At 39.8% G+C, this 26,346-nt stretch carries 18 protein-coding genes; 4 read left to right on the plus strand and 14 right to left on the minus strand.

Features of this window, described 5'->3' with window-relative positions; genetic code table 11:
• Positions 1 to 3: 3 nt before the first annotated feature.
• Genes galK through AC6CHH_RS11415 form a run of 4 tightly spaced genes read right to left on the minus strand, consistent with a single transcriptional unit; the run spans position 4 to position 4,435 of the window.
• The gene (gene galK / locus AC6CHH_RS11400; protein ID WP_498282911.1) at positions 4 to 1,161 is read right to left on the minus strand and encodes a galactokinase; all 1,158 of its coding nucleotides are present in this window, start codon (positions 1,159 to 1,161) and stop codon (positions 4 to 6) included.
• Positions 1,161 to 2,210 carry a UDP-glucose--hexose-1-phosphate uridylyltransferase gene (locus AC6CHH_RS11405; RefSeq protein ID WP_498282913.1) on the minus strand — a complete coding sequence of 350 codons (1,050 nt, stop codon included), beginning with the start codon at positions 2,208 to 2,210 and terminating at the stop codon, positions 1,161 to 1,163. The genes galK and AC6CHH_RS11405 overlap by 1 nt, the downstream gene beginning before the upstream one ends.
• Positions 2,211 to 2,253: 43 nt before the next feature.
• Positions 2,254 to 3,348, minus strand: coding sequence for a glycoside hydrolase family 43 protein (locus AC6CHH_RS11410; RefSeq protein WP_498282915.1), 1,095 nt, complete (start codon positions 3,346 to 3,348; stop codon positions 2,254 to 2,256).
• 7 nt (positions 3,349 to 3,355) lie between these two features.
• Positions 3,356 to 4,435, minus strand: a complete 1,080-nt coding sequence (locus AC6CHH_RS11415) for a family 43 glycosylhydrolase (RefSeq protein WP_498282917.1) — start codon at positions 4,433 to 4,435, stop codon at positions 3,356 to 3,358.
• Positions 4,436 to 5,060: 625 nt separating this feature from the next.
• Here AC6CHH_RS11415 and AC6CHH_RS11420 point away from each other — a divergent pair.
• The 3 genes from AC6CHH_RS11420 to AC6CHH_RS11430 all read left to right on the plus strand — a co-directional run bounded on the left by AC6CHH_RS11420 (position 5,061) and on the right by AC6CHH_RS11430 (position 8,296).
• Positions 5,061 to 6,797 carry a GMC oxidoreductase gene (locus tag AC6CHH_RS11420; protein WP_498282919.1) on the plus strand — a complete coding sequence of 579 codons (1,737 nt, stop codon included), beginning with the start codon at positions 5,061 to 5,063 and terminating at the stop codon, positions 6,795 to 6,797.
• Positions 6,798 to 6,809: 12 nt separating this feature from the next.
• Positions 6,810 to 7,448: a gluconate 2-dehydrogenase subunit 3 family protein gene (locus AC6CHH_RS11425; RefSeq protein ID WP_498282921.1), complete on the plus strand. Its 639-nt coding sequence runs from the start codon at positions 6,810 to 6,812 to the stop codon at positions 7,446 to 7,448.
• Positions 7,449 to 7,813: 365 nt separating this feature from the next.
• Positions 7,814 to 8,296, plus strand: coding sequence for a GNAT family N-acetyltransferase (locus AC6CHH_RS11430; RefSeq protein WP_498282923.1), 483 nt, complete (start codon positions 7,814 to 7,816; stop codon positions 8,294 to 8,296).
• 72 nt (positions 8,297 to 8,368) lie between these two features.
• Here the strand turns inward: AC6CHH_RS11430 and AC6CHH_RS11435 are convergent, their stop codons facing one another.
• The 10 genes from AC6CHH_RS11435 to AC6CHH_RS11480 form a co-directional block, all read right to left on the minus strand.
• Complete coding sequence (locus AC6CHH_RS11435) at positions 8,369 to 9,625, minus strand: metallophosphoesterase (protein ID WP_498282925.1); 1,257 nt, start codon at positions 9,623 to 9,625, stop codon at positions 8,369 to 8,371.
• Positions 9,626 to 9,627: 2 nt separating this feature from the next.
• Complete coding sequence (gene hemH, locus AC6CHH_RS11440; protein ID WP_498282927.1) at positions 9,628 to 10,668, minus strand: ferrochelatase; 1,041 nt, start codon at positions 10,666 to 10,668, stop codon at positions 9,628 to 9,630.
• A 93-nt stretch (positions 10,669 to 10,761) separates the two neighbouring features.
• Positions 10,762 to 11,610 (minus strand): 4-hydroxy-3-methylbut-2-enyl diphosphate reductase, encoded by an 849-nt coding sequence (locus AC6CHH_RS11445; RefSeq protein ID WP_498282929.1) that lies wholly within the window; start codon positions 11,608 to 11,610, stop codon positions 10,762 to 10,764.
• 219 nt (positions 11,611 to 11,829) lie between these two features.
• A complete protein-coding gene (locus AC6CHH_RS11450) occupies positions 11,830 to 12,894 on the minus strand; it encodes a carbohydrate-binding protein (RefSeq protein ID WP_498282931.1) in 1,065 nt (354 codons plus the stop codon).
• A gap of 37 nt (positions 12,895 to 12,931) precedes the next feature.
• Positions 12,932 to 13,900, minus strand: a complete 969-nt coding sequence (locus AC6CHH_RS11455) for a BT_3044 domain-containing protein (RefSeq protein ID WP_498282933.1) — start codon at positions 13,898 to 13,900, stop codon at positions 12,932 to 12,934.
• A 19-nt stretch (positions 13,901 to 13,919) separates the two neighbouring features.
• Positions 13,920 to 15,932 (minus strand): RagB/SusD family nutrient uptake outer membrane protein, encoded by a 2,013-nt coding sequence (locus AC6CHH_RS11460; protein WP_498282935.1) that lies wholly within the window; start codon positions 15,930 to 15,932, stop codon positions 13,920 to 13,922.
• An 11-nt stretch (positions 15,933 to 15,943) separates the two neighbouring features.
• On the minus strand, positions 15,944 to 19,042 hold the full coding sequence (locus tag AC6CHH_RS11465; RefSeq protein WP_498282937.1) for a SusC/RagA family TonB-linked outer membrane protein: 3,099 nt from the start codon (positions 19,040 to 19,042) through the stop codon (positions 15,944 to 15,946).
• Positions 19,043 to 19,063: 21 nt separating this feature from the next.
• Entirely contained in the window at positions 19,064 to 20,389 is a 1,326-nt protein-coding gene (locus AC6CHH_RS11470) for an IPT/TIG domain-containing protein (protein WP_498282939.1), read from the minus strand.
• Between the two features lie 486 nt (positions 20,390 to 20,875).
• Positions 20,876 to 22,369 carry a RagB/SusD family nutrient uptake outer membrane protein gene (locus AC6CHH_RS11475; protein WP_498282941.1) on the minus strand — a complete coding sequence of 498 codons (1,494 nt, stop codon included), beginning with the start codon at positions 22,367 to 22,369 and terminating at the stop codon, positions 20,876 to 20,878.
• Positions 22,370 to 22,387: 18 nt separating this feature from the next.
• Positions 22,388 to 25,510, minus strand: coding sequence for a SusC/RagA family TonB-linked outer membrane protein (locus AC6CHH_RS11480; RefSeq protein ID WP_498282943.1), 3,123 nt, complete (start codon positions 25,508 to 25,510; stop codon positions 22,388 to 22,390).
• Positions 25,511 to 25,744: 234 nt separating this feature from the next.
• Here AC6CHH_RS11480 and AC6CHH_RS11485 point away from each other — a divergent pair, with 234 nt between their 5' ends.
• Positions 25,745 to 26,164 carry a nucleoside-diphosphate kinase gene (locus AC6CHH_RS11485; RefSeq protein ID WP_498282945.1) on the plus strand — a complete coding sequence of 140 codons (420 nt, stop codon included), beginning with the start codon at positions 25,745 to 25,747 and terminating at the stop codon, positions 26,162 to 26,164.
• The last annotated feature ends 182 nt before the right edge of the window (positions 26,165 to 26,346 follow it).

Here is a 26,346-nt window from a genome sequence, read left to right on the forward strand (position 1 = left end):
GATCTAATATATTAATTCTGTTCCATTGCCCGTAGTAACAGCAATAGGAGTTAGTTCCAATTGAAATTTAGCGTGATAGGCCGGACTTACGTGTGCAATTAATTCATGGGCATAACCCTTTTCAACAATATTAATGGTACAACCACCGAATCCACCCCCCATCATACGCGCACCAATCACCTGGTCATGCATTTTAGCTTGCTGTACTAAAAAATCAAGTTCTTTACAGCTAACTTGGTATTGTTCGCTCAACGCATCATGTGCCAAAAACATCTGATGCCCTAATTCGTGAATATTTCCTTGTTCTAATGCTCTACAGGCTTTATTCAAGCGTTCGTTCTCTTGAACGACAAAGCTGCTTTTTTCATACCAATCCTGCTGTTCAGGTTTGACCATTTCATCGAGCATTTCCTGGCTAACATCCCTTAGGCTTTTCACCTGTGGATACTTCTTTTGAACCAGGGAAACAGCATTTTCACAGGATTTCCGGCGATCGTTATAGGCCGAAGATGCTAAGGAATGCTTCACGTTGGTGTTTAGCAATAAAATTTCATAATCTCCCAGTGCCAAAGGAAGATAGTTATACGATAAATCCCGGCAGTCTAAACGCAGAACTTGATTCGCTTTACCCAAAACAGAGGCAAATTGGTCCATAATTCCACACATCACTCCCGCGTAGGTATGTTCAGATAACTGGCCAATTTTGGCAATCTCAATGCGGTCCAGCCCTAAATCATACAATTCATTCAAGGCAAAAGCGCTCGCGCATTCCACTGCCGCCGAAGAGGATAAGCCGGCACCGACCGGAATGTCTCCATCGAGATACAGGTTAAACCCAGAAAGTTTTAAACCTCTTTCTTTTAACTGATTAACCACCCCTAAAATATAATTCGGCCACCCCAACTCCGTAGGTGCTACCTCGTCCAAATGAACCTGATAGGCCTGTTTAAAGTCTTCTGCATATAGATAGATGAATTGATCCTCCCGTTTGCTGATCCCCACATAAATGGCTTTATCGATAGCCGCTGGCAGAACAAACCCTTCATTATAATCTGTATGTTCGCCGATGATATTAATCCGGCCAGGTGATTTTACAACTAAAGCAGCTTGCTCATGAAATACCTCTTTGAATCGATCACAAATTTGCTTTCTATCAATCATTAATCTTTGTTTTTATAGTGAATGGTTGGTTGATTGCGTAATACCTGGGCGGCATGTTCGGCGGTTATATCGCGTTGTGGATTGGCCAGCATTTCATAGCCTACCATGAATTTCTTCACCGTTGCCGAGCGCAATAAAGGCGGATAGAAATGCATATGCCAATGCCAATGGTCTATATTTCCCGAATTCACCGGGGCCTGGTGCATACCTGCTGAATACGGAAAGGAGGTAGAAAAAATATTATCGTAACGAATTGTCAGTTCACTCAGCGTTTTAGCCAAGTCTTGTTTTTCCTCCTCGGAAAATTCTGAAATGTTACGAATGTGTCTTTTGCTGATGACAAGGGTTTCAAATGGCCAAGCAGCCCAAAACGGCACCAAGGCAACAAAATGCTCATTTTCGATAATAATGCGCTGTTTTTTCTGTAACTCCAAATCCAAATAATCACGCAAAAGAGAAACTCCATGGCTTTGAAAATAATGCTTTTGTTGTCCTTCTTCTTTTTGAAGCTCAACAGGAAGACTACTTTGCGCCCATATCTGGCCATGAGGATGTGGGTTACTACACCCCATAATAGCGCCTTTATTCTCAAAAATCTGAATGTATTTTATCCAATCTTTCTGTGCTAATGTTATAAATTCCTGTTGCCAAACATCCACCACCTTTTTTATATCATCCAGTTCCATTTGAGCAAGCGTTAAATCATGTCTTGGACTGAAAGCGATTACCTTACAAAGGCCACGCTCGGTTTGAGCAACCAGCAAGTTATTCTCATTGAGTTCAGCAAATGGCGTATCCTCAAGCAAAGCCGAAAAATCATTGGTAAAAACGAAACTCTCCTGATAATCCGGGTTCAAAGAGCCGTCTGCTCTGGAATTTCCAGGGCACAGGTAACAACTCGGATCATACCCGGGTCTATTGTCTGGTGGTAAATCCTCTATTTGTCCTTGCCAAGGTCGTTTACTTCGATGCGGTGAGACCAAAATCTTCTCCCCGGTAAGCAGGTTCAACCTGGTATGTGGAATATCATTAATTGCAAAATCGGACATGGGTTTAAATTAATTTAGAGGGTCTAATATACAAATTCCATTACTATTTTGTGCTGGGACCATTGATTTTTAAACGGCCAGCCTCATCTATCTCCATCAAATCAATAAAAACAACCCTTTTTTCACCAGTTCGTTTGGTACGTCCATGGTAAACACAATACATTTTCCCCTCGCTGGTCTTCAATACAGAGTTATGGCCGGTCCCTGTCACATCACCACCTTTAGCCGTATTTTGAGCAAGAACCGGATTGTCTGAAGATTTATTAAAGGTTCCAAGTGGGTGATCGGAGGTCGCATAACCAACCGCATAATGCGGTCCGGCATAATGATTTGCAGAATACATCATATAATAAATGCCATTTTTTTTCAACAGGTAAGATCCCTCTGTCCACCTTCTATTAATTTCAGCTTGTAGAACAGATTGACTTTCCCAGGTGGCCTGTTTATCGTCCATTTTAAGCGGAGGTCTTAGCAAAAGCTTAGGTTCGCCAATCACCCCTGTGAGGTCTTTGGAAAGTTCAACGCCATAAACCCAACTCTCTTCTATTTCCTGGTAACCATTGTGTTTTTTGGCCCATTGCGCGATTTCAGATTCAACCGGATGTTTGTAGCAACATCTGGAGTAATACAAATACATTTTCCCATCATCATCCACAAAAACGTTCGCATCTATAATCGGATACCCCGGATCAAACAAAGGTTCACCGGTCATGTCCTTAAAAGGTCCTAAAGGACTGCTTGCCTGGGCCACGCCAATTTTATAATTTTCCAGTTCATCACCAGGGTTATTCTTCCAATGTGCACTGTAAAATAAATAAAATTTATCCCCCCATTTATAGACCTCAGGAGCCCAAAAATCTTTGGTACCCCAAGATTTTTCTTGCTTATTGCTGTAAATTTCGCCCTGCAACTTCCATTCTTTTAAATCTTTAGACGAATAAGCCACAAAACCATTGTGGGTTCCTCCGGTTCCATACATATAATACATCCCGCTGGATTCATCGAAAAGAATATAAGGGTCGCCCAAAGCTACATCCAAAGGATTTCCAGGTAATTCCTGAGCCAGCCCTTTTTGGGAAAAGAATGTAAAAACCAGCGTTAAGACTGGTAACCAAAAGTTATATTTTACACGTATCATTTATCGTTTATTTTAAGGAGTTAATTACAGGAGATAGGGCATTCGTTGAAGGTGTAGTTTCCGCTATAAAAGGCCAACCTTCTTTCCAGGACAATTTATCCATCATCAATACCCGCCGGTTTGTTCCGTTAGCCAACTTCCCCTGACTGGCATCGATGGCATGATAATAGATCCAATCTCCCTTGAGATCATCCTGAACAATCCCAGAGGTGTGACCGGTACCTACAAAACGATCATTTCCTTTAAGCAAAAGCGTCCCATTTCCACGTGTTTTTATATCCCGCCCCTGCTTATCCAAATAGGGCCCCAGTAGGTTTTTAGAACGGGCAACCAAGACATGATACGTACTTTTAACACCTTCACAACAAGAACCTTTTGAACCTATGAAATAATAATAGCCTTTTCGTTTATAAAGGGTCGAAGCCTCAAAATCTCCAGCGGCTATCTTATGTTTTTTGTTTCTTCCAATAGCTTTGCCATCTTTTTGAAGTTCAATAGCATATATTCCCTGATTGGGAGCATCACTAAAACTACCCCAAAAAATATATTTTTGACCTTTATCTTGAATATAGAATGGATCGATCGAATTAGGAACATCAATTTGTTTGCTGTTGAAGAGCATACCCTGATCTACAAAAGGTCCCTTTGGAGAATCTGCTATGGCCAAACCAATACCCGGATTGGGATCTCCCCAGGTGGAATACGAGTAATACATATGGTATCTCCCATCCACAAGGTGGACATCTGGAGCCCATATCCCTCCCTTTTTTTTCCAGGTTGGCCGTTCAGATAACGCTTCTCCAACATAGCTCCAATTCATCATGTCCGTGGACTCCAGAATAGGGACCAGTTTGGATCCCTTTCCATCATTCCAATTATCTTGCGTCCCATAGGCATAGAATTTTTTACTCAAAGGGTCTCGAAAAACCGAAGGATCAGCCAGGACAGGTTCGAATACAGGATTGGTATACCTACTTGCAGCAGGCAACTTACCTTCCTGCGTACTTTTTGTAAAACTAGAAGAACAAGCACTCAGCATCAAAAGCAGGCTCGGCAATAGAAAAGTTTTATAAGGCGTGGAAATCATACAAATTAATAAAAATAACGCTTTCTAGGTTTACCCAAACATACAGGTTAAAACATTCCAAAACAAAGCAGAATGTAGACACGAGTGATTGGAATTAAACAAACTGAAAATATGAGTTTAAACTTAACTAAATCGGTTAATCAAAACATTAAGGTACATTAATTTTTCGAAAAAACAGGAAAACTCATTTTAAATCTAAAAAAAAGAAAGCTGAAGAATAAAAAAAATAAAAAAATTTAGCAAGCCATTTCCTTTTAGAATTCACCCCAAATTTGGGTGACAAAGAGGATAGTTATCACGTGCTCGTCGAATGTTTTTGAAAAAAAAATTAAAGACAAAAAAGAACAAAATACTGATTTAACAATCCTGCGAAGAGGAATCACCCGGTTGCCAGAAAATAAAATAAAATTTTTAATAAAAACATTCTCCCCTTTTCGAGCCGCTGAAGTCATTAAAAATCACTATTTGTTTAGCTCATTTTTGCCTGATTAAGTATCAAAAATAATACGTTTAACAGGGCGACCTTATCCAATTCTTTTATAATTTTAGTACATTGCTAAATGGAGTTAGCACAAATTAGCTCCAAAGACAATAAATCTAGGTGTAAATTGATCGAAAGAGAGTAATGAGTAGTTATCAGATTAAAGAAAATCCAGAAGTTTTTGATGCCATAATTGTTGGTTCTGGCGCCGGTGGCGGTATGGCTGGTTACATTTTGGCTGAAGCGGGTTTAAAAGTGTTGATGCTTGAGGCCGGACCATTTTTTGACCCAGCCAAGGATGCCCTTCAACTTAAATGGCCATGGGAATCACCACGTCGTGGTGCCTCAACAACTCGACCATTTGGGGATTTTGATGCCGCATATGGCGGATGGGAACTTGATGGGGAGCCCTATAGCAGCGTTGCAGGCACTGAATTCGCCTGGTTTCGGGCTAGAATGCTGGGGGGACGTACGAACCATTGGGGACGTATTTCATTAAGAATGGGTCCAGATGATTTCAAACCAAAAGACGGCATTACCGATGCATGGCCAATCAGTTATGATGAAGTAAAACCATTTTATGACCGAGTAGACCGGATGATCGGTGTGTATGGTAGTGTGGAAGGAATTCCAAACGAACCGGATGGAATTTTCATGAAGCCACCAAAACCGAGACTGAACGAACTATACATATCAAAAGGAGCCCGAAAAGCTGGAGTTCCAGTAATCCCGGGACGTGGAGCAGTATTGACAGAATCTTCACCCGAAATAAAAGGCAGAGGTACTTGTTTTTATTGTGGACAATGTGGAAGATCTTGTAAAGTGTATGGGGATTTCTCATCCTCATCATGCTTGGTGATTCCAGCGATGAAGACTGGAAATCTAAAATTGATTGACAATGCCATGGTCCGCGAAATTCTAACCAATGATGAAGGACTAGCAACCGGAGTTTCCTACTTAAATACCAAAGATCTTCAGGAATATGCCGTAAAAGGAAAAACGGTAATATTGGGTGCAAGCGCGTGCGAAAGCGCACGCTTAATGCTAAATTCAAAGTCCAAAGCTCATCCCGCAGGAGCAGGTAATAGCAGCGGCTTAGTTGGAAAATACTTACACGACTCAACTGGAGCGAGTTTAGGGGGATTTTTACCTCAACTCTTAGACCGAAAACGATACAACGAAGACGGAGCAGGAAGCGTACATATTTACTCGCCATGGTGGGGTGACAATTCCAAACTTAATTTCCCAAGAGGGTATCACATTGAATATGGCGGAGGTTTACATATGCCATCCTATGGCTTTATGAACTGGGTTCCTAGTGTAAACGGCTCTGTGCCGGCAAAGAATGGTGAACATAAAGATGCAGGAGGATATGGCGCTGAATTGAAAAAAGATTATCGCCGCTTTTACGGTGCAAATGTTGGAATGGCTGGCCGTGGAACCGCACTTGCTCGTAAGGACAATTATTGCGAGATAGACCCGAATGGAGTAGATAAATTCGGTATACCAACCCTACGTTTTCATTACAAATGGGCTAATGAAGAGGTTGCTCAAGCCAAACACATGCAAGAGACTTTTCAAAGTATCATGCATGAAATGGGCGCTGTGATCACCTCCAATATCCCTGGAGCGGATACCTTGTATGGATTAGAGGCACCTGGAAAAATTATTCATGAAGGTGGTACCACCCGCATGGGTAATGATCCAAAGACATCTGTGCTAAACAAATGGGGACAAGCACATGATTGCAAAAACCTCTATGTGGTAGATGCCGGTCCTTTTGTACAACAAGGAGATAAAAACTTAACGTGGACTATTTTGGCACTTTCTATGCGAACTGCGGAATACATCCTCCAAGAAAAGAAAAAATTAAATAGCTAATCTCAAAAAATTATGAATAGAAGAGATTCACTAAAAGCATTAGGTTTACTTGCAGCGGGTTCTGGAGTCATTGCAAGTTCGTGTAATACTGAAAATAAGCAGGATCAAGGAAAACTTGCTGCAGATTCAGACAAACACCCCGGAGTCCAAGACTTCGAATTTGAACGAAACAAGCGACTGCATGAAGAGACCTTTTTCTCTGAACATGAAATGGCAACCATTACCGTGCTAGCTGATATCATTATACCAAAGGATGAGATCTCGCCGAGCGCATCTGAGGCGAAAGTTCCGGAATTTATAGAATTCATCGTAAAGGACATACCAAGTAACAAAATACCCATGCGTGGTGGCCTAAAATGGCTCGATGTATACTCACAAAAAAACTACGGAAATGCATTTATCAAATGTAAGAAAGAGCAACAAATTGCTCTAGTTGATCAAATAGCATATCCTGCAAAGGCAAAACCGGAAATGGGCCAAGGTGTTGCATTCTTTTCTTTGATGCGAAATTTAACGGCATCTGGATTCTATACCAGTGAGATTGGCGTTAAAGACATCGGTTATCAAGGCAATAAACCCGGCGTATGGAACGGTGTTCCAGCTGAGGTGCTCACAGAACATGGCTTTGATACCGAGCGGTTTTTTGGTTAGAAACATAGATTCTCGTTTACCACTCTTGGTAGGTGCTTGAGAATGTTTAAAATTAATTCCGCAAAAATCATCAAAGATTAAAAAAGTCAAAACGGTTGTAAATATAGATTTTACAACCGTTTTGACTTTTTCAACAAGTATAACCATTGGGAACTTACCAACCAACTAAATTACCCACTACAATGCATGCTGAGAGGCTAGGTTTTCAAATCTCCGCTTAAACATGGTAAAAGTGTAAAACAAAATTTTAAATTATCAGTAACTTACCTTGTTTTTCAAACGGTTTCATAACTCACTTAAGTGCGATATTTTGCACTTAGAATTGAGCATTTGGAAACAATAAACCATTTCAAAATATCGAAATTATGAAGACAAACTACATCACATTAGAGGAAACAGAGAATGATGATTTAAATGCATTTTTTGAGTTTCAGCTGGATAAAGAAGCGAACCATCTAGCCGCTTTCACAGCCAAGGACCCAAACGATAAAACGGCTTATATTGAGAAATACACAAAACATTTGATGGATCCCACCATCAATACGAGGACAATAAAGGTGAATGGCGAAATTTCAGGAAGCATCGCAAAATTCATACTGGAAGATGATGCAGAAATTACCTATTGGATCGATAAAAAGTTTTGGGGACAGGGCGTTGCCACCGCAGCTCTCCAAAAATTTCTGACAATTGAACAAACAAGACCGTTGCGCGCACGCGTTGCATTTGACAATTATGGTTCACAAAAGGTGTTAGAGAAATGCGGTTTTCTAAAAATAGGTACAGACAAAGGATTTGCCAATGCTCGGCAAACAGAAATTGAAGAATATATTTATAAACTCACCCAGTAGCAGCAAGGCAGCGGCAATTCAAGCGTCCAGCTCCTCTAACGGTGATCTCAAATGCCCATTTAATAATCTGCACTAAGCATTAACCAATTCAAATACGGTGATCTCAGGAGCAATGCCTACCCTTCCGGGGTAACCTAGGAAACCATAACCTGTATTAACATATAATTGAGAATGATCTTCCCGGTATAAACCAGCCCATTCCTTGTAAATATATTTTGCAGGGCTCCATTGGAAATCTACTCCACGAACTCCAAATTGCATCCCATGAGTATGTCCGGCAAACATCGCATCTATATCGGTATCCAACACTTCCGCTCGCCAATGAGATGGATCATGAGATAATAACAATTTAACAGGCTTATCCTGCGTCCCAATCAATGCTTTTTGGATATCTCCCTTTTTTGGAAATCTTCCTGTACCCCAATTTTGAACACCAACGATTGAAAGCTCATCCTGACCGATTTTAAGCGTTCTGTTTTCGTCCATTAACAAGTCCCAGCCCATCACCTTGTGCGTCTCAATAACATCCTGAAGGTTCTTCCTCTTGGCGGGAGAATCGGTAGGTCCATAGTAATAATCGCCATAATCATGATTTCCCAAAGTAGAATAAACGCCCAAAGGTGCCTTTACTTTACTGAAGATATCTTGATAGTCTCTCATCTCGGAAGCAACATTATTCACCAAATCACCAGTAAAAAATATGACGTCTGGTTTTTCGTTCAGTAGCATATCCACACCTCCTTGAACAGCAGTTTTATTATAAAACGATCCAGAATGTACATCAGAAATCTGCGCAATTTTTAATCCATAAAATTCTTTTGGCAAATTTGGCAAAACAAGTTTTAACCGGCGAACCCGATAATCATAAGCCGTCGAAATAACTCCCCATGCTAAAGGCAACATAGGTAAAGAGGCGACAATCAGTCCGGATTTCAACAAAAAATCAGACCGCGAAATCCCTTTTCTAGGAACCTCCGGTAAGGGTTCTTGCAGTTCTTGAATAATTTCTTTGGCATCGGTTTGTGGTTTTCTAGAAAATATCCGTTTAAACCAAATACCTCCACGGCGAAGGTCGTCGATCAGTAAAACAAAAGCATAAATAAACTTACTCACCGCTGTGATAAAAAAAGCGACCAATATGATCGATCGAACCATAAGTGGGATCGAATAGGTAAATGAGATCAATAGTCCGATAAGCAAGCTAATCGAATATCCCCACCAAACGAAAGAGAACCATTTAGTTTTTATAAATTCTATCTTCGTTGCCCGAAGAGCAAAGAAAATGTAAAAATCTAATAAAAGTAATATGACTACATTTAATTTTAACATCTTTAATTTCTATTTTCCAAAATCATTCCTTTGAGCGCCTGGATCCATTTTGGATTGTTATTTAAACTCTCCACCATATGAACCTGCTCCCCACCTAATTGTTTGAATTCATTTGCATATTCGACCTGAATCTCGTCCAGTGTTTCAATGCAATCTGCCACAAAAGCAGGACTAAATACCAACAATTTCTTTATGCCTTTGCCCGCTAAATCACGCAAGGTATCCGAAGTATATGGTTGCACCCAGGGAGTCTTACCCAACCTGGATTGAAAGCAAACCGTATGCTTTTCTTTGGGTATATTCAATTTAGAAACAATAGCCCGTGTTGTGGCGTAACACTGAGATAAATAACAAAAGGAGTTCAATTTATCTTGACACGATTGACAGCCATTATCAGGACAATCCAACTCCTTTTTTGGATCAATCTTGGATAGCTGTCGTACGGGTAAACCGTGATAACTAAACAAAAAATGATCGTAGGCTTCCAAATCAAATTTATTTGCATGCTCAGCGATGACATCTATCATCAAAGGGTTATCGCAATAACTACTCACAAAACTTAATTTGGGAAAGTATTGCCAACCACGCATTAACTCCATTACACGATCAATAATCGAACCAGTAGTTGCCGAGGCATATTGCGGAAACATAGGAATCACTTGCAATGAATCTAAAAACATCCCTTCTAAGTTTTTCATTGCTTTCTGCAGAGAAGGTTCTTGATAGCGCATGGCCAATTCTACATGGTACTGCTCTCCAAGTTCTTTCTGAAGCATATCTTTTTGCAACACACTGTAATGCATCAAGGGGGATCCTGTTGTTTGATCCCAAATTGTTGAATACGTATGAGCAGATAATGGAGCTCTTTTAGGAACAATCACTCCCTTCACCAACAAGGTTCTAGAAAAATAAGGAATATCCATTACGCGTGGATCCATTAAAAACTCCGTTAGATATTTCCCAACCTGATCCTTTGTAGGAGCGTTTGGCGTACCCAATTGCACTAACAAAACACCCTTTTTTGCTTGTTTATTATGACTCATACTACTTGCAAAATTAACGATTATTTACAGCAAAACAGGGGTACCCTTCAAATTTAAAGAGCTGTCGTATTGAATTTTATATTAAAATGACGATTAGAAGGTTTCTATGGTCCGCTTCACCTTTTCCATCAGCCACATGGGTGTGGAGGTTGCGCCGCAAATACCAATGGTTTCATTCGGAGTAAACAAGCTGGGATCCAGCTCATCTGGATCGGATATAAAAAAAGAGTTTGGATTTACCTGTTTACACACATCGTAAAGAACCTTGCCATTGGAGGATTTCTTACCGGAAACAAAAATTATTTTGTCGTATTGTTTAGCAAACGTTCCAAGGTCATCATAGCGGTTGGAAACCTGTCTGCAAATGGTATCGTTGGCTTTAAGTTCATACCCGCGCTCAAGGAGTTCCTCCTTAATGGCGTAGAATTTATCCACACTTTTAGTGGTTTGACTATATAGGGTAAATTTGGAGGGAAGCTCAACATGATCAAGTTCACTGATGTCTTGAAAAACAATGGCCTCGTTGTTGGTTTGTCCCTGCAGGCCAATAACCTCAGCATGTCCATGTTTTCCAAAAATCAAAATCTGTTCCTTTGCATCATGCGAGGTTTTGATTCTGTTTTGCAATTTCAAAACAACTGGACAGGATGCGTCTATTAATGTAATGTTATTTTCTAAAGCCGTCCTGTATGTCTGAGGAGCCTCTCCATGCGCACGAATTAATACTTTCTCATTTTCAAGATGATGCAAATCCTCATGAGCAATGATGCGAAGCCCCTTGGCTTTTAAGCGGGCGACCTCCTCATCGTTGTGTACAATATCTCCCAAACAATACAGATATCCATCCTCTTCTAGGATCTCCTCTGCCATATCAATGGCATAAACAACCCCGAAACAAAAACCGGAATCCTTATCTATTGTTACCTGTAGGTTCTTCGACATAAAACAAAGTTAAGATTTAGCAATCAAGATTCCATATCTTGATGGTCATAATTTCAAAAAGCCAGTCTTCTACGATTCTTTACATTTCATTTTCTTAGCCATTAGCCTTGTCCAGACCAAATGGGAACGCTCCTTATAAAGACCAATAGACAGAAAAAATCTGTCTATTGGTGCCATTCAGCAAGGAATATAAAAAAACGTGCTAGGAAACGAATTATTCTAATCTAATTTCCTAAACCTCAATGCTCTTAGGTTAAAACCTGATTGATCCGTAACAAATTTAATTTTCCTGGTTCCTTGCGCTAGATTTATTTGCTTAGGTGTTCCAGGATTATACAACCAACTTGACCAGCTGCCGTTACTAGGCACATCAATGCTTCCCGTAAGGTCTACACCGTCTACTTCAATATGATATTTCCCATTGCCGTTGGCTGATAAGGAGGCATCAAACAAGTAAATGCCGGCGTCCTGTACCTCCACGGTGTATTGATACCAATCCCCCGGGTTCACATAGCCTATATTATTTCCATCTCCTTCAATTTCTACTGGCAAACTTCCTGAATCACCTTTTCCTTTTCTATAATTATCGTTTCCAATAGGATTCGCAGCATTATCATTAAAGGCCCAACCAAGTCCGCCAAAATCAAAATCAGCAGCCATAATAATTTTTTCAACGCCCGCTTTTAGAATATGTGGACCATTGAATGGCCGAGTAAATGATACAGACACCTTTACCTTTTTAATGATATCTCCTATGGTATACCTTACATAGGTTTCACCTTCTGCAACACCTACAATTTGTCCTTTTTCGTTAACAGTGGCGATGTTGTTGTTCTCAGAACTCCAAATTGCCTCTGCCAGATCATTGGCGTTATCGGGTATAAGTTGCGTATTTATTGTTTTGGTCGCATTTGGAACAAGTTCCACCAATTCATCGCTTAGGGCTATATCCAATAATGGGATGCGAACCACGGAATAAACTTCGACTTTACTGGATATTTCACCGGCATTGACGACTATATTTGTAAATCCTTCGCCGATTAACTTCACCTTTCCCTCATTACTAACTGTTGCTATTTTAGGATCCTCTGAAGACCATTGGAACTGGTAAGAGCCATCCGTTGGACTAGCAAGCAATTGAATCTCATCGCCAACAAATCCATTGAGCGTAGATTTATTCACATAGATTTCCTTGACAACTTCTGTCCGGATGTACTCATCACAACTAAAAAGCATTAGAATCAAACTTATTCCTAATCCGAACCTTAAAATACCTGTGTTCATTCGTTTTTATTTTAATTGTTTGAAATCATGAAGGGAATTAATTCTCCACTTCATCTTCTTCTTTAAACTCTAATCTTAACTCCTCTTTGAATTCTACCACAGTGTTCCCTGATACATAATTGTACCTTAACAAGAAGGTCTTGTATGTTTTAAACCCATCATCTTCAATTTTGAAGATATTGGGAAAATCAGGATCTCCATCTACTTGGGTTACCTCAAGGTTTCGATAAGGTGTAATGGTAACCTTATTGTCCTCACCCACTGTAACGGTAATGGCTGCTCGGTTAAAAACATTCACATTAGATTCATAAGCTTCATTTCCGGCCATTACACGAATACTATTTGCTGTAATAGGATGCATTATTTTATTCCCAGGCATTTCCAACTCTGAGACAGATCCTTGTTGCCTGTACTTACCACGCATGCTATAAATTGTACTGCCATCAGACAGGGCATAGGCGTTCTTGGTCTTTATACGATAAAGAATAAAACTTTTTTCAGGATTCGCCTCGTAGGCAGAAAACGAATTCACGCGTAAGGCAATGAAATAAGAAGAATCCGGGGAAAGACCGTCCGGTCTGATTGTTATGGGAAGTCTCCCACTAATTTCACCTTTAGGAATTGTAAACTGCATCTCCGGCATATCGTATTTATCCGCAGGCATTGCCCTAGCGTATTTGGACACATCGGTATCGTAATTCACTTTGTTAAATCGCTCAATTAAACTATTATCCTGGACCAAGCTAACCACAATGTCTTTATCTGTTGCCTCTGTGCCGCCCAATGATCCAGCAACATAACCTGTCGATTCTTTACCTAAAAAATGAAATTTTCGCAATACGTTATCCGATTCGCTAATTAAAGCAAAGACATTTTTGTATTGTTCTTTCTCAAAAACTTCATTATCATTACAAGACTGCAAACCCATCATGCCTATTGAAATCCCTAAAAAAGAACAAACTATAGTCATTTTAGCTTTACGCTGTTTTATTGTTAATTTCTTCATAATAAATTTCAAATGGTTATTAATTTTCCCAACCTGGATTCTGATCCAAGGACGGTAATAATCTTATTTCATTCAATGGAATAGGCAAAAATGCCAACCTTTTATTCACGATTCGAGCCCCAATTCTGGATGTATTTGGTATCACTCTGTTGAAGTAAACATCCCTGGATCCCTCGATGTTCATGCCCCTGATAGGCTCACTCTCGACCTCTTCCATGATACCCCATCTTCTCACATCGTAATACCTTCTATTTTCAAAAAGGAATTCTATCATTCTTTCCTTCTCTATTAAACGTTGCATGGTTGCTTTATTTTCGTTACCGCTTATCCCAGGTATGCCCGCTCTATATCTTATTAGATTGAAATATTTTTTTATTTGTTCCATATCTCTCGAAAAAGTATGGGAAGCACCGTCCAACTCAACAGTATGCGATCCGTCTAAATTATTTAAGGCCTCGGCATAGGAGAGTAAAATTTCTGCATAACGAATAATAGGGAATGCTTTATCCATTCTACGTGCATTGGTTCCTCCCCAAGCATCCGTTGGATGTATATATTTTTTTAACACATAACCTGTAATGGGAAAATCAACAGGGCTACTCACCGATCCTTTGCCATTTGGCGAATCGAAATAATATTCGATGGTTTGATTGTAATATCCCGACGATGTGGAGGAAGTCATTGGCCAATAAGCACCAGAAAAGCCAATACTCGCATAGAATCGAGCTTCACGATTTGCATACATATTGCTAACATTTGCATTCAACCTATAACCTGAAAAGACTTTCGCAGCATTGGTGAATCCAGTTTCAGTATACGGGTAATCAGGACTAGAGTTCGCAATATCTCTTCCATCTACCATCGTATAATTGTCGATAATTTTTTGAGGAATACTTGTTCCATTCCACCCATCCAATTTTTGAGGAAACGACATCCTGGTTTCCTGGATTAAAAAACCACTGCGTCTTCCCCAAACGTATTCAGGGTTTACCGGTATTACCGCTTCTCCATTGAACATCTCAGAATACGAACGGTATGGGTCAATACCAGCGGCCCCATTGGGCCATTGTTGGTAATAATTTGGATCAGAGGTTACGCCTGTCGGTAAAGCCGGAGTTTCCGAATCCGCAGGAACGGTATGTAAACGAAACATTCCCGTTTCTCCTAAGTCTATAATGCGTTTGGCTGCTGCGGCAGCAACGGCCCATCTTTTTTCATCATAGGTTTGTGAAACATAAAATGCATTATCACTCGATCTTGTCCACGTCCCAAAATAAGAACGTGCTGCAGGCCCCCCATTAAACAATGGACTGGCATGAATTAAACGAATCCGGGCGATTAGTCCGTAAGCTGCGCCCTTGGTTGGTAAACCAAACTCGACTAAAGGTAGGGAACTTGGCAAAAAGGCGGCAGCCGTTTCAAGCTCAGAACAGATGTATTCTACCGCCTCATCATATGTACTTCTTGGCCGGTCGTATGCTTCCAACGCTGCGTTAGATTCAATGACATCATCCCCTAATAAAATAGGCGGACCAAAATCCATTAAGATATTGTAGTAAGCATATGCTCGTATGAAACGGGCATTTGCAAGAATAGAGAACCGATCCTCAGTTTCCATATCCTTAGCCTCATCAATGCGGGTAAAAATGGTATTGCATTTTCGGATGATTTTATAATAGCCACCCCATTGGTGCATAGAGTGCAGACTGCTTGCTGTTATTTCCCCCAATACAAAGCGCATCCCACTATATCCACTACTGGTCAAAAATGAAGTAAACCCTTCATCGGTTGCAAAAGGACCCGGGGTATGACTGCCGTTCTGAAGCCTACCTTCATCGGGAAACATCCCTGCTGTCCCCCATAAATAAGCTTTTATGTAACGAGTTTGCGCAAAGACCGTATCTAACTTTAATTCATCGCTAAAATAATTGTCAACACTCAAAAATTTCTTACAGGAAAACGTGCTAAATACCATTAAAATAAATAAGGGTATTGCAACTATTTTATTTCTATTTATATTCAATAACTTCATAATTTCTAGGATTATAAATTAATATACAATTGCAGGATAAATGAAGTTGGTATTGGATATACCTCTCCATTTCTAGAGGCAATTTCCGGATCAAATAATTTCACTTTATCCCAAATGATCAGGTTATTGGCTACAAATTGCATATCAATAGATGACACTTTCATTCGTTGTAAAAAAGGCGCTCTCAAATTATAATTAAGGTTTACTTCCTGCAACCTCAAATAGCGAGAATCTCCCTTCCAAAAATCGGAAAGTTGTGAATTATTATTGTTGTTGCCATATGTTAATCTTGGAAATCTCGCATTGGGGTTTTCAGCAAGTGACATATCGATTCCGTTCTCTAAAGCATATTCTTTTGGAATCCAACGGTTGCTTGGATCTTTGGCAATATCCAAAACATTCCCATTTACGCCTGCATAAAAAGGCACATATCCTGTTCCGATGCCATTGCCTGAATAAAAGAAATCTGTCTCGCCGGTTCCTTTAAACAAAACCCCTAAGGTTATGTCTTTATAGCTAAACTCTCCCCCAAACCCATACATAAGCAACGGAAAACGGCTCTGTGAAATAGGCACTCTATCGTCCGTATTGATGGTACCATCTCCATTGATATCCCTGTATTTAATGTCACCAGGCATGACCTTACCAAATTGAGCAGGACTATTGTTCACATCATCCCAGTCCTTAAATAACCCCAAGGCTTGGTATCCTCTAACTGATCCGTAAGGGTAACCTGAAATTTCTTGATAAGGGTATTTCGGATTGGCCTCCTCCCAGTTTTGTACGTTATTCTTGGAATATGTAAAGTTACCTCGAATGGTAAAATTCATATCTTCATTTATATTTTGCTTGTACGTTACGCTACCGTCAGCTCCTAAGCTTTTCATTCTTCCCACATTCCCAAAAGGCATCGTGATCAGACCAGCGTATTCCGGAACTTGAACCCGTTGCATGAAAATTCCATTTCGCTGATCATTGAACACATCGACAATAAAATTCAATTTATCGTTAAATAGATTCAATTCCATTCCGATGTTAGCTTTTAAAGCTTTTTCCCACTGCAGATTATCTGCACCAATCACATTCTCATTTACAGCCTCCATGATTGCCGAAGAACCCCAAGGAGAAGTAAGGTAATCATCTACCATTGTCAAATATGGAAACCTGCGGTCATTGGTGATTCGATCATTACCCACAGTACCATAAGATCCTCTGAATTTCAATAAACTGATCCATGGAAGATTATCTTTCACGAATTCATAATTAGAGGGTACCCATCCTCCTGCTACAGAGGGAAAGAAACCATATTGTTTTCCTGGTTGAAAGTTTTCAGACCCCGTATACCCGAAGTTAAAGTCAACCATATAGGTATCTCTAAAGCCGTAAGTAAACCTACTGGAAACACCTTGATAACGGATCGGAATAGCACTTAAATTGTTATTGCTTTTATTCGCTTCTTTCTGATCACTTAAATAATAATACACTAGTCCGGAAGTTCGATGGTCCTCTCCAATGCGTTTCTCATAATTTAAGGTGCTCTCAAAATGATATTTTCTATATTGATTGGTTCCTCGTCCATAACTGACAGTTGCTGCCGGGGAGCGCTCAATTGTTATTAGTTCTCCCTGTTGATCACGTCCTACAGCCTGATACAAAGCCGGGGAGAGTAACCTGGTCTCGTTAAACCAACTAACAATATCATAGGCTCCTTGTCCTCTGATTTTCAATCCTTTTAAAATAAAATCCAACTTTTGATCTAGAGCCAACGTGAATTTGCCCCTAAACTCTTGGTTTGAACGGCGTCCCATGTTGTTTATCATCACCAAAGGAGATCTTAGAGAGCCGGTTGTGGAGGTGGCCGGAAGTTTTCCATCAGAATACACTGTTGGAATAAGAAGCGGGTTTAAATTAGACTGGGCATACCATATGTAATCTGTATCGGCCACTCCAGGAGAATTATTTACCGATAAAAAGCCATCAGTACCAAAGTATAAAGTAGAGGTAGGAGAAAGTTCTAAATCTATATTTGTCCTGTAATTGTAGGTTTTGTATCCTGCATTAGAAGCGTAAACACTGTTTTTATCAAATTTATAAGCGGCTGTTTCATCACTCATCCCCAAGCTCAAGAAATACCGAGCTACTTGCGCACCGCCTCTAGCACTTGCGTAAAAACTTCTCCTAAATGCATTATCGCGTAAAACTTGATCTTGCCAACTCACATCGGGATAAATATCTCTATCCAGTCCATCACGAATGATGTCTAATTCTACATCAGAATAAATCGCAGTCTCGCCTCTGACCACGCGAGCCTCATTGGCCAGTTGCGCATAGTCAAAAGCCCTAAGGTAATTTGGTAATCTTGGAAGGTAATTCGCCGAGGCATTTACACGGCCCGTTATACTTAATTTACCAGCCTGTCCACGTTTGGTTGTTACTAAAACCACACCATTTGCACCTCTGACACCGTATACGGCTGTTGCCGAGGCATCTTTAAGGATGGAAAAGCTCTCAATGTCGGCCGGGTCGATGGTGTTAATATTTCCTTCCAGCCCATCAATTAATACCAAAGCACTCGAGTTTGCACCAAATGTACCAATACCCCTAACCCAAAACTCCGAAATGTTTTTTCCAGGCTCTCCACTACCTTGAAGGGAGATAACTCCTGCCGCTCTACCCCCTAATAAATTAGCGATAGAGGCTGCGGGGGTTTGTAAGGTTTTGACATCAACACTTGTCACGGCAGCCACATTCGATATTTTCCGTTGCTGACCCAAGCCTACCACCACGACCTCGTCGATAGCCTCAGCCTTTTCCGTAAACTGAATCTTTAAATCAGATTTATTTTCGACCACCAGGTATTCAATATCCTTATAGCCAACATGTTTAAAGACTAACATATCTCCTTTAGAAGCTTTTATTGTAAACTTCCCATTGTCATCGGTGGAGGTACCGATACTTACTTTATCACGAAGATAAATGGTTACACTAGCAATAGGTTGGTCTGCTTCATTCACTACAACGCCAGCGATTTGAAAGTTTTCTTGACCATATGCTGTAAAAACCACGGATACTAATAGCAGTACCCATATGTATAGGTTTTTTAATTTCATTTCTAGGTTAATTAATCGTTCTTAATTAATGGATAGCTTTCTGATTCTGTTATTATTGAAATCCGCGACATAGACAGATCCATCGCTACTAATTCCAATTCCTGTTGGGTTATTAAACAAGGCATCTTCCTTTCCCCCATCTCGCCATCCTGCGGTACCCGGCATTCCCAATACCGTTTCAACTAAACCCTCTGGATTAATTCTTCGGATACAATGATTCCCACTATCTGCGATGTACATATTTCCATCAGCATCCGTGAAAATCTGTTCTGGGTTTCTAAATTGAGCAACTTCCAATTTCCCATCCCGATGCCCTCCGGCAGTAGATCCAGACAACTTCTTAAAGGAGTTTTCAGGATTTGTTACATCAATACTGCAAATACTATTCGCATTCACGCCTGAATTACCAAAAAATGAAATATACAATACGTTTGGATTAGTAGGATTAAAAGTCAGTCCATAACTGTCACCTTGTTCAGTCTTGTAAATCGTTTCTACCTCGTAGGTTTTTGGATTAATTTTCACAATATGTCCATAATAATACCGCGTATAAATATATCCATCACTCGGATTGAACACCATGGAATGCTTCCATCCATTGTCTGGTCGATCACCTGTGGCTGGCCATTTCATCTCCCGGATCCTGGGTCCCCAAAATTCTTTTGGGTCCAGGGAATAATAAGAACCTACTGTAGTTTCTGTAGGGAAACTGATGACGCCAGTTTCTGGATCAGCCGCCGGAACATTGGCAATAACATTCCTGGCCACTGTGATTAATTCGTTTTTCTCCTCGTCTATTCGTGCAACATGATACATATCAGGCACCCTATTGATAATAAAAATATTATCTTCCTTATCTACACATAAATATCGAGGGGCAACAATTGATTGCGTTAAATCACCATCGCGATAGCTCGCTCTGCTGCCGTTTCCTGCGATCGTTGTAACGGTAACCGAAGTTTTATAATAAAAGTCTTTATTGTAAATAATTGAATCACTTCCAATAGCGACAGAGATTTTACAAGTATCACCCGGTAATCGGGGAGCCAATACGTACATTCTATTTCCTGTTGATCCCACAACGGCTGCTTTTCTTCCGTTAAACCAGACCCTGATTTGTTTAGGATCGGTCCCAAAGTTATCTCCAGTTATCATTACCTTTTCAAGGTATTTTCCAGAATCTGGATAAACTAGATCTAATTTAATGGGTTTGTTAGAATCATAAGGGATTTCTGTTGTCCCGACGTCATTATCATCTTTACAAGAACTGACAAACGCGATTGTTGACAGCATAGCAAAAAATAATACATGAACGAGACGCATCTTAAATGAGAGGTTTCTGATCATAGATTTAATAATTTAGGTACTGTAGATTATTCCATACGTAATGCTGAAAATAGTCTGGTTAAATTGGTTATATTCTTATCATTAAGAAAAAAGATGCGGTTAGTTTTACATCCTTATTTGCCAAATATATCGCATCCTTTACAAAGGACTGTCCTGTACCGTCCTGTATAAATCGACAATCTTTACTACTTAATATTAAAGCAGTTACCCAATAAAATCATTCGTATTGAAGATAAAACGATTAAGCAAGAACCCTAAAGAATACGCTATTTGTTGTGTAAAAAATTAAATTAGAAGATTTTTAAAGGAAAAATATTATCTTTTTGGTTATAATTATTTTTTAAGGGTCACTTAAAATAAAAAGACGCCTTCGAATAAGATTTCAAAGACGTCCTTTTGGGTATCATAAATACAACCTGATTAGAGCCTACTTTTCACAGAAAGACAGGTTATCCTAAAGGCTCTGAATTGATCTGTTCAACGCAGTTAATTGTATCCAGGGTTTTGCGTAAGATTGACATTTTTTATGATTTCATCATATGGAACAGGGAATAAAACATGATGCGCCTTAACATTTTTTGCACCCTCCACATTATCAAAAGATATGCCTTGAATGGCTGGAACTAATTGATTCCAGCGGCTAAGATCCCATTTTCTTTGAAATTCACCGACGAATTCTTTTGCACGTTCCTCCATAATCATCGCTTTTAATTCTTGTTGATTAAACGTATTCGATAACACAGGTATCCCTGCTCTTGTCCTGATCAAATTAAGGTGTTCAATCGTTTGAGCACTATTTCCCAATTCATTAGCAGCCTCAGCTAAAATAAGAATGACATCCGCATAACGTAAGAAATAGAAATTTTTCTCGCTAGCCGTCCGATTCGCCGTTAAATCCCAGAATTTAGGACCAAACCAAGGTCGGTCATCCTTGGAACCTCTATTAAATTCTTGACCATTAAACCCCCAGGCCAATGAAACTTCTCTACGTCCATCTTGCTGATCGTACAGATCGATCATGCGCTGAGTAGGATAAAATTGTGGATAGGATTGTAGAATCGTTGATCCGAATTTTACGCCAGCGTACGTGCCACCTTTAGCATCGCCGGTTGGAAAAAACCAGGTATAAAACGAGTTAACCACAAAATTTTGATTGGTCTCCGCGCTGCGTTTATACTGAATCTCAAATATAGACTCTTTATTGTTTTTACTTTTATTGTATGGATCGAACAGATCCGCATATTTGGGAAGCAAGATATAGCCTTTGTCCTTTACCTGATTTGCCACCTGATAAGCATTTTGCCAATCTTCAGCGAATAGGTGAACCTTCGCCAAAAGTGTCAATGCAGCTCCACTTGTTGCCCTGCCGATATTCTTACTATCGTAGCTCACAGGCAAACTTGCAGCAGCATCTTGTAAGTCTTTGATCATTTGATTGCGCACATCACTCACTGGGCTTCGAGCTAATTGGGATATCTCCTCGATACGCAGTTCCTCAGTCCACAAAGGAACATCGCCAAATGTATTGCTCAACATATAATAATACATGGCTCTCAAAAATTTGATTTCGCCTAAGAATTGTTTCTTGCTATTTTCCTCAATTGAAGATGCTGAAATCCTACTCAATACAAAATTCGCATCTTTGATGGCGGCATAACAGGTTTTCCAAACAACATGGCTATTGGATTCAGTTGCTGAAGAAAAATTATAATCTTGAATGGCATCTACTGTTGCACTCCCCCCTTGATTCATAAAAAGATCAGTTCCAACCATGGTCACACTCCAAAAACCACTTTGATTAAAAATTCCAGGTAAATGACTGTAAACCCCATTGGTTGCTTGTCTACACTGATCTACAGTTTTAAAAAAAGCATCTGGTGCGATAATACTTTGAGGTTCCTCGGTAAGCGTCTTTTCACAACTTAAGTTCAAGCCTGTTAAACTTATTAAGGATAGAATGAAAAACTTATTTTTTAACATGATGGTCGTTTTAAAAAATTAGAAATTAAGATTTGCGCCAATTGAAATGGTTCGGCTGTTTGGATAAGCTCCATTGTCTTTTGCCCGAATCGTAGAGCTGGTTCCTGCAGAATTTACCTCTGGGTCATAACCACTGTAACTGCTCAACAGGAACAAATTAGTTCCAGTGACAAAAACATTTAACTTGCGATCTGTCTGTTTGAAAATGGTTGAACTTAAGTCATAATTCAAGGTCAATGATTTCAATCGGAGAAAAGATGAATTCTGTAAAAAGTATGTACTAGGAATATTGTCTCTAGAATTCACTGTTGGAATATCCGAGTTCGAATTGGTCGGTGTCCATCGATCTTTCATATAGCTCATCTGGTTCGTTAAATACATACCAACTCCCGTAAAGTATTCCATACTGTTATACATGGTACTTCCATGTTGGAATTGTAAAAACATATCCAAGGAAAGGTTTTTGTAGCGAAGAGTATTTCCCCATCCTCCAAAAATCGGAGGGTTCGGTGTACCAAGGTAATGGTAATCATCAATGTTTAATTCGCCATCGCCGTTATGATCGTAGTATTTCTGTTTTCCCGGCTTATAGAAATTTGAGATCGAAACGTATGTTCTGTCTTGAAGTGGTTTGGCGAGTTCCTCGTCAATTTCTTGCTGATTGTGCCATACGCCCGCATATTCTAAACCAAAATTTGCGCCAACCGGAACACCAACTTTGAGGTAATTGGTGGTCGCTCCATAGCCCGTGTTATCAAGGGCAACCATCACAAGGGTTCCCAAGTCCGTTACTTCTTGATCATTGGTACTAAAATTCAACGAAGTACTCCATCCGAAGTTTTTATGATCCACCACATCGGCTTTAATACCAAGTTCAAATCCAGAGGAAACCGTTTTACCAACGTTGACTAAACGACTCCCGTAACCTGTTTGGGTAGCCGTTTGCACCGTTAATAGGAGGTTGTTAGTGTGCATCTTATAATAGTTCGTCGTCACATCAACTCTTCCGTTCAACAGTTGAAAATCTAACCCAACATTTAGCTGCTTTGAGGTTTCCCAGGAGAGGTCGTCGTTGGTGATGTTACCTTGTTTGTATCCCAAATAAGGAACTCCACCAAACACATAGGCATTCGCATCCACGGCTAAAGTAGGCAGAGATTGGTAGTTGCTAATACCTTGGTTGCCCGAGAGACCATAACTTGCACGCAGGGATAAGTCTGTCAAAACCGATTTTGATATCGCTAAGTCCTTAAAGAAATCTTCCTCCGCAATTCTCCATTTTACGGCCGAAGACGGAAAATATCCCCATTTTTTATTGGCAGCAAAGTTTGATGCTCCATCGTACCGATTGGTGACAGTTAAGTAATATTTATTGGCGTAATTGTACTGTACCCTTCCAATAAAGGACAACTGTTTATTTAGGCTATACCCGGAACTAATATTACGCTGCTCTTGCGGAATACTGCTAAAACTATTCCAACGGATGATGTCGTTCGTAAGACCACCACCGCCTAGGCCGACAGAATTACTTTCAGAACTTTGGTAAGTGAAACCACCTAAAATATTCAAATTATGTTCGCCAAAACTTTTATCATAGGTCAGTGTATTTTCGTTTAATAAATAATTCTCAAAGCCAATATTGGTTTGGGCATTTCCATATTCTGCACCACTGGCAACATAGGAAGGCATATAGGACGGAATATATTGATGATAAGTATTATTTCCAACGTTGAGACCTAAAGATGTTTTGAAATTCAAACCATCAAGAATTTCATATTGGGCGTATACACTTCCAAGAAGATCATTGTAAGTCGTATGCGCAGTAATCATCTCTGCTGAGGCAAGCGAGGTATTCACGACCCCTCCTCCAAAATAAGCAATGGGATTGAAACTCGAGGGGCTCCCATCTGGGTTTCTAGCAGGCATGGTTGGAGGCAAAGTTATCATGGAACTTTTCCAACCAGCTGTAGTACCTAGATTAACACTTGAGCTGGGTTCCCTTTTATATTTTGCAATATTCAAATTAAGACCCATTTTTAAACGGTCACCTATTTTTTTTGTTAAGTTTAAGTTGGTTTGGTAGCGTTTATAGGAAGAATTTAATATCACCCCTTTCTGATCAACTAAGTTTCCGGATAATCTATATGTGAAACTCTCGCTTCCTCCAGATAATGCTAAATTAAAATCGGAATACCTTCCTGTCTGAAAAAGTTCTTCTTGCCAGTTGGTTCCTTTGGGACCAACGAGCGCTAAAATGGAATCCACATTCGGGTAAAGTGGTTCTTGACCTTCGTCTATGTAGGCTTCGTTCACAAAAGAAACGAAATCTTCTGCACCCATCATATCTACCAATTTAGGCACTTTTGAGAATCCATGGTTTGCAGAAACCGCAATTCTATCTTTGCCCGCCTTACCTTGTTTAGTCGTAATTATAATTACACCATTGGATGCCCTTGAACCATAAATAGCGGCAGAAGAGGCATCCTTTAACACATCAATACTCGCTATATCTGCAGGGTTAATCGTGTTAAGGTCCCCAGCTCCAACGATTCCATCTATCACATAAAGCGGTTCATTGGACGCGCTTACTGAGCGGCTACCTCGAATGCGTATGGTAGTTCCTGCTCCTGGAGCTCCAGTGGTGGAGGTTACCTGTACACCGGCTGCTCGTCCTTGTAGCATTTGATCAACCCTTTGCACGGGGATTCCTTTCAAATCATCTCCATTAACCGAAGATACCGCGCCCGTTAAGTCTTTCTTTTTAACCTGTCCATAACCTACAACCACGACTTGCTCTAAGGCTGATACTTCTGGTTCTAGGGTAATTATTTGGTTGATATTTTTCACAAACGTGACCTCTTTAGTACTATACCCTATATAGGTAAAAACAAGTGTAGCTTGAGTGGAGGAGCTGGAAAGAGAAAAGTTTCCCTGAGCGTCTGTCGAGCTTGAGGTAGAAACCCCTTTGGTATTAACGCTAACACCTACAAGAGGATTCCCGGCAGCATCTAAAACCTTTCCAGTAAACGCTTCTTTTGCGCTTTGGGAAAATGCTCCAAAAGGAGAAAAACATACTAAAAAGAAGAACAGTAGAACACTATACCATAGGTTATACTGTTTAGTCATAAAAATTAAATTCATATGTATTTGCAATTTTTTAAGGGTAAAGGATGATCAAAAATCAATTGCAAATTACGGGCTCCTAAAATAAAGTAATTATTAAAAAAGGGTTATCAAATAATAAACCGACAGGCTTCCTCTGAGTAAAAAGTATGCATAGCGGATAAACTCAACGAATGGGCAGGAAAATGTTTTTTTTTACCTTTAGACCCTTTTTACCCATAAATAATTAACTTTGCAAAAATTTTGAGTAACATGGCTACAAACAGAACCTTTACAATGATTAAACCAGATGCGGTTGCAAATGGTCACATTGGTGCTATTTTGAATGATATTATTGCTGGCGGTTTCAAAATCGTTGCCATGAAATACATTCATTTAAGTGAAGAAATTGCAGGTAATTTTTACGCTGTACACAAAGAACGTCCTTTCTATGCGGACCTAGTTAAATTTATGTCTTCCGGACCAATCGTTGCTGCAATTTTAGAAAAAGAAAACGCGGTAGAAGATTTTCGCAAATTGATTGGCGCTACTAATCCTGCGGATGCAGAACAAGGTACAATTCGTAACAAATACGCAAAATCTATTGACGCGAATGCTGTTCATGGTTCTGATTCAGATGAGAATGCAGATATTGAGGGGAACTTCTTTTTCTCTAAGGTAGAAAGGTTTTAATTAACATTTCTATCAGTCCATAAAAAAGCTGTCTCAACAAATTGGGACAGCTTTTTTATACGTAAATAAGACTACTTTAAATCTTCTATTTCTTCAATAGTAAGACCTATAATTTCGGCAATTTCAACCTCAGAGAAGTTCCTTTTCTTTAATTCCAACACAATGGATAGTGTTTTTCTATT

This window comes from Sphingobacterium sp. GQ94, assembly GCF_059758715.1.